Below are 8,043 nucleotides of genomic sequence, written 5' to 3' on the forward strand. Positions count from 1 at the left end.
TCCCACTGGTCATCGCGTAAACTATAGCGCCGCATCTGTCTGTCTCCCTCAAAACGGGAAAACAGTCAGCACACGCAGACACAAAGTACAACCCTCACAGGCCACATTCAGAGCTTAACTGACGACACGCCGTAGGTTTCGATATTGATGAGGTTGAGAAAGATATCCCAGTTGCCGAACAGTTTATAAAATAAATTGACAGTGCAAGAGGGTTCCATTTTACCGTATACGAATATCAATAGTCGCATGGGCGTTTTGCGCGTCAGCAAGAGTGATATGGGCAAAGCCAGGTGCATCGGGCGTCCAGGAAGGTTGCGCACCGGGCGGCACGTCCAGCGGAATGCCATTGATATACCAATGATAAGGCGGACGGCCGCCTGAGCCTTCCAGCCCGACGGGAAGCATCGTGCCCTCGGAAGAGCGGCTTTCAATTTCGGAATGATTGCGCGGAAAGATGATCTGCGGTGCCTGCCGTTGTTGCAGGGTGCGCAGAGCAGGTGACAGGACTGCAACAGCACGATGAGGTTGGGCACTGGCTGGCGGGGCTGATGTATGCGGGGATGAAGAAAGCAGAGAGAGGAGAGCTGCCAGCACTGGCCCTGCCGTATCCCGTCCTGTCAGCCCGGGAGAGGCGGTGCCGTCCGGGCGTCCGGCCCAGACACCGACTGTTGCCTGCGGGGTGGAGGCCATCGCCCATCCGTCACGATTGCCATAGGATGTGCCTGTCTTGAAGGCAACGCCCTCCCATGATGCTATGCCAGTCGGTGGAGCGGTGCCCCGCAGGATTGTACGAATGTCGGCATTTGCTCTGCTGGGCAGCAGGACTGTCCCGGGTGCAGGGCCTGCCGATTTCAGACCTGTCGGTTCACGATGCAGGGGGGCGACGTGACCATCATGATCGAGTGCCGCGTACAGCATTGTCAGGTCATGGAGTGAGATGTCTGCTCCCCCGAGAACGATCGCGAGGCTCGGCGCGCTTTGTGTGCCATCCGGGTTTTCTGGCAGTCGCAACCGCACACCGCAGGCGGAGAGGCGGTCCATGAACCGGGAGGGGCCAACCCGCTCCATTGCCTGAATGGCAGGCACATTGAGTGAAAGCTGAAGGGCTTCACTCACAGTGGTTTCACCCTGGAAAGCATGGTCAAAATCCCTGGGGGCATAGCCGCCAATGGCAAGTCGGCTATCGCGCACACGTGTGCGGGGTGTCATCCAGCCTTTTTCGAACGCCATGCCATAGACAAACGGCTTGAGTGTGGAACCGGGAGAGCGGGGCGCCAAAACAGCATCTATCGCATTGCCCGGAGCCTTATGCTCGGCCCCTCCGACCCATGCAACGATCTGCCGTTCATGGTCGACAATCAGTGCTGCAAATGTTCCACGCAGCGGGGCAGGGTGGCTGGCAAGAACCTGCCGTGCGTTGCGCTGGAGCCTTACGTCAAGCGTTGTCACCACCACGCCGTTGCGCCCTGCGCTGAGAAAATGACCGGCGAGCTCAGGGGCGTCATGCGGTACGCCGCGTGTGTCTGGTGTTGGCCATGCAACAGGTCGTAATGAAGTGGCGTGTTGCAGTGTGCGGTGCGCAGCGTTCAGCAAGGCGTCAGGATGGCGGTCCGGGCGGAGTGCGGCGGGCCGCCGGGGTAAAGTTACAAGAAACGCGGCCTCGGTGGGTGTCAGATGGCTGGGCTCATGCCCGAAATAGAGCAGGGATGCCGCACGGATGCCTTCGATATTCGTGCCTTCAGGAGCCAGCGTGAGGTAAAGGTTCAATACACCCCGGCGCCCGAAACGCCATTCAAGCTGGAGGGCGCGCAGGATATCGCGCAGCTTGCCGCCCCATGTATGACGGTGCGGGGTAAGGAGGCGGCTTGTCTGCATGGCCAGCGTGGAACCGCCCGAGACAATATGACCACGCCGGGCCAGTTGCCAGATGGCGCGCGCAAGGGCCTGCGGATCAACCCCCGGATGGCTTTCAAAGCGCTGGTCTTCCGTCATCATCAGGAGTGTGATGTAGGTCGGGTCAACATCCCGGCTTTCAACTGGCAGGCGCCAGAAGCCATCGCGGCTTACATGGCCGTCAAGCAGCGTATGGTCACGGGCTTGCACAAGAAGGGCGGCTTGCTCGGCCCGATGCAGGTCTGGCGGATTAAAACGGTCGGCCACCAGCAGACCAGCCGGAATGAGGCTGGTGAGCAGCAGGCCGAGTGTACAGTTTCTGATGAGGCGGGGGGAAGCCCTCAATGTGCGGTGATCTCGACAGTCCCTGATGCCGTGCGAGCCATCAGGCTTGGAAGACGCCGTGCGCTGACCATCGCTTCTGGCAGAGTGAAACGGCCCGGCGTAATGGCGCGGACGATGTAGGCGACATGGAAACTCCGCGTCGCAAGATCTGGAGACTGCGTCGTGAAGCGCACCGCAGCACTGAAGCGATCATCCAGCGCGGCAGCATGTTCGGTGTTGCTGAGTGTGCCCAGAAAAGCGTAAGGGGGTTGTGCGCGGTCGTTTTCAGTGTCGTCCCCGTCATGCTCGTCAGATGCGGCATCCTCAGGAGACACAATGCTTTCGACTTCCCATCCGGCAGGAAGCAGGCTGGTGATGCCCACCAGATACTGACCAGGGTGGAGGGCCGTGCCTTTGAGACTGACGATAAACCGGTCGTTCTGTTGCATGTGTGTCAGGTCAAATGGCTGGCCAGTCAGGGTAAAGCCCTGCATGGCCAGTGTCAGTCCGTTGGTGAGAGGTTTGACATTCCCGGCTGGCTCGCCTTGCACGGTCAGGGTGCTGAACAGCATCTTCCTGCCGGTATTTTCAACCTGAAGACCCTTTTCGAGTGCGGCGGAATCAAACGGATAGGCAAGCGGCAGGCGAAGCGGTGTGGCGTTGGAGCGCCCCTGCACACGCACACTTCGCCCGTCAGTATCCTTGTTCAGGGCGCTGGCAGCTTCGAGCAGCGCCGTTCTGGTTGCGGTTGTCAGCATATCAGGCGACAGAGTCAGCTTGCCAAACCGCCCAATGAGCAGGTGGGTGCGCCGGTCGTCATGCGCTTCGGCTGTCAGGGCAGCAAGCCCGGCCAGGTCGCGCACGTAGGTCCAGTATCTGTAATCCCACAAATCCGGCTTTCCGGTGCGGGGTGGCCCGAGTGCCGAGATGGCTGCGTCCAGCAGTGATTCTGGTGATGTCGCGCTGTTGTCCTCTGGTGCATCGTCCATCGCGAGTGCGACAGCGAGATGCCCAAGGGCCAGAGGATAGGCCTGTGCATTGGAGCCTGCCGTGCCAGCCCAGACATAGTTGACGCGGGTACCATCCTGCCGCGCGACGAGCGAGGCCGCGAGAGTGTGGACTGCATCAGGGTGGAGGCGACCAGCACGGGCCAGCACGTACGCCGCGTAAGCGCGTGTATTCAGCAGTTCTGCCTGCCTTTTACTGTCCTGTTCTTCATCATCGACGCTCTGAGGCTGGAGCTGCTCGCTTTCAATATGGTCGAGTAGCAGGCCGAGCCGGTCCTCCGGCACGGTGTAGCCCGCGGCTTTTGCCCGGATCAGGAAATCGGCAAGATAGTCCAGATCGTCGGGAAGACTGAGGCCATCGGAGCGGTCCCACTGGCCAATCTCACCTGAGGGATTCTGGCGATCAAAAAGCGTATTGATGGCTGACTGGATGGATTTGCCCGGAGTGTCTTTGTGGTCGTGAGTCTCGGAGAGGGCCGGGTTGCCTTGTTGTAGGAGCGCACGGGCCTGAGCCGCCAGTGTATCAGAATCCCCCCAGACGCTGGATTGCAGGGATTCTTGCAACCCGACTGTATCAAGGCCGTCCGATGCGGAGATGTTGAGGGTTATCCGCGCGTCTGCCGGGTTGAAGCCCGCAAGTTCCGTGCGGTCCCATGTCTTATGGCTGCCGGGTGGGAGCGGGGCAGTCCTGCTGACGGTAAGCGGAACATGCGCCTGTCTGATGCCGATGGGCCAGCTTCGCGTCAGCAGCACTTTTGATGAGCCGGATCGGCGCAATGTGAGATGGATATGCGCAATGGCGGTACGGTCTGGCAGGGTGGGGGTGGCGGCCAGCGCAACACGCAGGTCAGCGCGCCCACCGGGTTTGACAGGGGCGCTGAGTGTGCCGGAGCCGAGAACACGGAGCGGTCCATCCGTGGTGACCTGGACCTCGTAAGGTGCTGATGGCGCATCAACATTGATAATGGAGACCTGTGCCTGTGCCGTATCTCCCGGGGCGAGGAACCGTGGTAATCCCAGGTCAGGGAAAACCGGGTCTCGTGCCGTGATGTCTGTCTGCGCGTTGCCAACGGCATCTTTGCTCCAGGCTGAGGCCATCAGGTGAAGCTGGCCGTCAAAATCCGGCACATCGAACGAGAGAGTGCCGTGTCCGGTGCTGTCGAGTGCGACAGGGCCATCGAACAGCGCGACGCTTTTCGTTGTCCGCACGGGCGGGCCGTCCGCGCTGCTGTCATTTGACGCTGCATCTCCTCCAGACCGGATCCGGCCATTTTTCGCATCACTCAGCAGAAGAGACCCGTAGTTGTCCAGCATGTCCAGCCCAAGACGGGGGCGACCGTAAAGGGCATCAAACAGGTTGAGCGGCGTGAAATGCGTGAGGTTGAGAATACCCTGATCGACCGCGGACACCGCGACCTGCACATGCCCCACCGGGAGACCCTGACTGGCCTGAACTGTCACGGGAACGGTGATGCGATGGCGCGGCGTGACGGTGTCGGGCGCATCAAGCGTTACGTTCAGCCGATGTGTGTCCTGATTGACACCAATCCATGTGACACCAACCGCCCGCACAGGGTCATGCGGGCGCAGGCCGGAGGAGCTGTTGAGGGGGCGATAGAGTGTGACCAGCGCATAGGCGCCGGAATGCCAGTCCGGTGCGGCGGTTACCGGCACGTCCAGCCCTTCTTTCGGAACGTCCACGAAGCGTGTGTTCAGCACACGGTCTGTTGCAAGCGTTATCTGGGCCTGCCCGGAAAAACCGCCGCCAATGTGGATGACCGTGCTGCCGCCTGGCACGATATGGGTATCGCGCACGCTGAGCGGCAGATGGTCCGGTGTGCTGGCATTACCGCTTCCACCCCAGCCGACCTGAAAGCGGAGTGAACTGCCTGTTACGCCGTCACTTTCGCTCGGGACGGCACTCAGGCGATATTCGCCCCAGTCCAGCGTTGGGGTGATCCGCGCTGTACCTTTGGCATCTGTTGCAAGATCGCCCGAGCGCATGGGCACGTCCACAGTGTGGCTGCTGAAGGTCCAGCCATTGTCGGGCGTGTAGGACCAGTTATAGATCCGGTTGACGCGTGACAGGGTCCAATGAATTTTGCCGATGGCAACCGGACTATTGTCAGGCGCAAAACTTGCAAGATCAATGGGGATAACAGCACTACCCATGCTGGAGGAGGCATCTGTCGCGACACGGAGGCCGATCAGCGGTGCGGTGCGGCGGACGGGAATTGTAAAGTGTTCACCCACGCGCCGCCCCATGGGGTCAAGAAAACCGGCACGTATATCAAGGGCGAGCGGCCGGGTAAGGCCCTGAGGAATATCCGGCGTGAAGGTCAACTGCGTATGGCCTTCATGATCGGTTGGATCTGCGCTGATGTCGCCGCTGGCTGATGGTGTCTCCTCGTTCTCAAACCCGAAAGCCCAGCCTGTGTGGTCAGGGATCGGATCGGTCGAGGGAACAAGCCTGTAGGAACTGTCACTTTTAAGGCCTGCACCGGGCGCGCCGTAGAGAAAACGTACCGAGGCATCAATCACAACGGCCTGTCCGGCGGTTGCGGAGGCTGGTGGCCTGAAACTGGCTTCGATACTGGGTGGTACGAAATCCTGAACGCTGAAACGGGCCGAACCGATGGCAGGCAGGGAAGGGTCGAGCAGAATATCGGCCCGCCACAGGCCCGTAGGTGCGCTGGCGCTCAGGGGCAGGGTGGTGGCGTAGCCGCCCTCTGCCGCACCTGTAAGCGGAATGCGCCGTTCTTCCATCATATCGGGACGGTAAAGAACAAGAACCGGGTGCGCGTCTGGAATAGCCTGTCCTGCCCGGTCACGCAGAAGAGTGAGGAGATGCACGCTCTCACCGGGACGATAGATCCCGCGGTCAGGCTGCACGAGTGCGCGACTGCTCCCCTGAAAGGGGCTGACGGCACCTTCCAGATGCTGTTCTGAAAAATCGAACCATTGCCGGTCAAGATGCAGAAAGCCGAAATCCTCTCCCTTGCTGGCCAGCAGGACCGAGGAGCGGTCTGCCATGGTACCACGGAGCAGGGGGGCATCAAAATGTCCGAGGCCACGCGCATCCGTTGTGACTGTTGCCAGAGTGCCGCCATCACGGGCGCGCAGTGTCAGCGTGACATCAGGAGTAGGCTGTCCGCTCATCAGGGAGCGGGCACTGACTGTCAGCCCGTCTTCACCCCGCAGCATGGTCAGCCCAAGATCGCTCAGATTAACCCAGTGGGCAGAAATAGCCTTGTTTTGCAGAAGATCGGCGTTGATGTTTCCACGTTTAAGCGCGGTTTCCACGGGGCTTTTTTCGGGCGGCGTTGCGGCGTCTTCAACCGTCACCAGATAGAGGCCGTTCTGTCCTGCGCCAATTGTCTCTGCCAGCGGGAAGCCAGTCGTCACAGATCGGTCTGGAGCATGATCGATCGCCATGGTGCCGTGCCAGATTTCACGCATGGTCGTGTCCAGCAGGTTCTGGAACGTATAAGGGTCAAAACTGGTCTGGTTCAGATCAGGAAGTGTGCTGTCGGTCTGAGCTGTGCCGGGAAATTGCTGATATGCAGCGACCCGAAAGACGTGGAGACGAACCGTGGAGACGTTAACAGTTTCGATAGCGAGGGCAGGCGTATGCCCGGTCGTGCGTCCGGGCAGGATAAAGCCGTCTCCTGTCAGCCCAACGTGCGCATCACGACGCCCAAAACGGGCGCTGAGCGTGAGGGGGGCGGCGAGATGCTGGCCATCGGCTGAAGTAAAATCCGGGTCGACCTTCATTGTGTAACCCTGCCCGAAGGCAAGCTTGCCAAGGCAGAATGTGTCATTCTCAACACGCGGTGTGAAGGCGCTTTCTGGTGAAAGATGGACTGAATGGGCCAGTGTTGATGTTTCTCGTACGTTCAGGTTCTGATTGAAATGCAGGCAGATTTCAGGGTGTTCGCCTGTTGCATCGAGAGAGGTGCGCTGGAACGCGAAAGGCGAGGACTCAGCGGAGGCCGCCCGACTGCATGGCGCGAGGTACAGAACCGGAAGGACAGCAAGGCTCAGGGAAGAAAGCAGAAGGCGTAGAGACAATATCTTGAACCCTGAACAGTTTATGCTGGATTACGCGATGTAAACAGTCCCAGGATTGGCGGGGACCGGGTTTCACAAATTACGCGGCTATGAGAATTTGGTCCATAGCAGCGTAAAAATGTTGTTCGGCCTTGGCTGTCGTACATCCCGCCGACGTTCAGGATCGTGATGGTGCACCGCTGGTAGCAACCAGAATACGCTCATTGTTTCCCTGGCTTCGCCATCTGACCGGTGACGGGGGATATGCTGGCGAGAAGTTGCGTGGTGCGCTGGCTGAACTTGGCAGATGGACGATCGAAATCGTCAAACGTAGCGATCGCGCCGAAGGCTTCGTCGTCCTGCCCAAACGCTGGATCGTGGAGCGCAGCTTTGCATGGCTCGGACGCTGCCGTCGCCTCACGAAGGATGTCGAGGCAACAATCTCGTCATCCCATGCGTGGTTGATGATTGCCCATATCCGCAGATTTTTGTGGAAAAACAATCTAACCGCTTTCTGTTTCAGGCTTTTAGACCCTATAAATACATCTGCAGAATCTGGACTTCAGAGCCAGAAAGATCCATCATCAAACCCCGGGACTAAACATCCAGGCTCAGGTCCCTAATCAGTATGGTTTCAGGAATGGGCAACCAATGCAGGCAATCGTGAGCCTAGGTTCTGTTGACAAAAGGTCTTTTCAGACTGGCTTGGACGTGATTCAACGTTGGTCTTTGCGGAGACCTGTGGATGCGTGGCGACCTGACGGACGAG

General features: G+C 59.5%; 2 protein-coding genes and 1 pseudogene. 1 reads left to right on the plus strand and 2 read right to left on the minus strand.

The annotated features are described in order from the left end of the window. Nucleotides 1-219: 219 nt before the first annotated feature. Together CFR79_RS14755 and CFR79_RS14760 are read right to left on the minus strand one after the other, a co-directional pair. A complete protein-coding gene (locus CFR79_RS14755; protein WP_110548405.1) occupies nt 220-2,238 on the minus strand; it encodes a transglycosylase domain-containing protein in 2,019 nt (672 codons plus the stop codon). Further along, nucleotides 2,235-7,295, minus strand: a complete 5,061-nt coding sequence (locus tag CFR79_RS14760) for an alpha-2-macroglobulin family protein (RefSeq protein ID WP_146220160.1) — start codon at nt 7,293-7,295, stop codon at nt 2,235-2,237. Before CFR79_RS14760 ends, CFR79_RS14755 begins: the two co-directional genes overlap by 4 nt. A gap of 137 nt (nt 7,296-7,432) precedes the next feature. Here CFR79_RS14760 and CFR79_RS14765 point away from each other — a divergent pair. Further along, a pseudogene (locus CFR79_RS14765) lies at nt 7,433-7,789 on the plus strand (transposase); the annotation flags it as partial. Nucleotides 7,790-8,043 lie beyond the last annotated feature (254 nt).

Source organism: Komagataeibacter saccharivorans (assembly GCF_003207825.1).
Classification (GTDB): Bacteria; Pseudomonadota; Alphaproteobacteria; order Acetobacterales; family Acetobacteraceae; genus Komagataeibacter; species Komagataeibacter saccharivorans.